The sequence below is a fragment of the Roseateles sp. P5_B10 genome (genome assembly GCF_056400485.1).
The window spans coordinates 1-1089 of sequence record NZ_JBFULE010001231.1 but is presented as its reverse complement, the minus strand read 5'-3'; the positions used below and the strand labels follow the sequence as shown (position 1 = coordinate 1089).

Below are 1089 nucleotides of genomic sequence, written 5' to 3'. Positions count from 1 at the left end.
GGCTTGGCTCGTCCAGCGACGCTGACGATTTCGCGGCCGGGCTGGCACAGGGCTACAACGGTTTCAATCTCGTCACTGCCGATCTGGCCCGCAACGCCTGGCACTGGATCAGCAACCGTGCCTCCGCGCCGCTTGAACTGCGGCCCGGCATCCACGCGCTATCGAATGCCTCGCTTGACACGCCCTGGCCCAAGACCTTGGGCCTGTCGGAAGCGCTGGCCGAGGCGCTCGACAGCTCAACCTCGGTGCAGCAACTGGCAAGCCGGCTCTTCGCCGCGCTGGCCGACGCCACGCCGGCTCCGGACGCGGCCCTGCCCGACACCGGCGTCGGCCTGGCCCGGGAGCGCCTGCTGTCGCCCCGCTTCGTGCGCATGACCGACCCCGCGCAGCCCGGCGTTGCCGTCTACGGCACTCGTTGTGCGACCGTGCTGATCCGTGAGGCCAACGGTACTACCCACGTCATCGAGCGCAGCATCACGGCCGGCGGTGACTGGCTCCCGCCCGTCCACCACGAATTGAGCCGCTGGCCCTGACCCAGGCGCCGCTCAAGCTGATATACAGGCGGGCACTGCCGCTTCTCGCTGCCCGATGAAACCCTTGCCTCGCCTGTCGACCGCCCGTTGGACCGCGCTGGCCTGCATGCTCCTGGCCGGCTTTGTCGCGGTGCGCTGGTGCCTGCAACTGGATGTCGGCAGTTTCCTGCCCGGGCTGGCCGAGATCGGCATCGTGTCGTCGGTGCTGCTGCTGCTCGGCGGCGCCACGGCCTGGGTCATGGCCGGCTGGCGCAGCGGGCAAGCGCCAAGCGCTGCTGCCAGGCGCGCCGTGCAGGGCATGGCACTGCTGATGGCCGTGTTGCCAGCCTTGATGCTCATCGAGGCCGTGGGGGGCCTGTCCCTGGGTATCGACATCACCCGCCCCGGCGTGCTGCCGACGGCGCTGAGTCCTCACCCCGGCCGCATCTCACCCAATGGCTGCGTGGCCCTGCTGCTGCTGTTCGCCTGCCTGGGCCTGCTGGCCGGCCCGCCACGAACGCTGGCCCGGCGTTTGAGCGTGGTCGGCATCATCGTCGCGGCCTGCATCGCCCTCCTT

General features: G+C 70.2%; 2 protein-coding genes. Both read left to right on the top strand.

Annotated features, from left to right (window positions below):
• On the top strand, positions 1-533 hold a 533-nt coding region (locus tag AC1DU6_RS32325; protein ID WP_477862316.1), incomplete at its 5' end, for an NRDE family protein.
• Between the two features lie 55 nt (positions 534-588).
• Positions 589-1089: hypothetical protein (locus tag AC1DU6_RS32320; RefSeq protein ID WP_477862315.1), on the top strand; the 501-nt coding region annotated here is incomplete at its 3' end.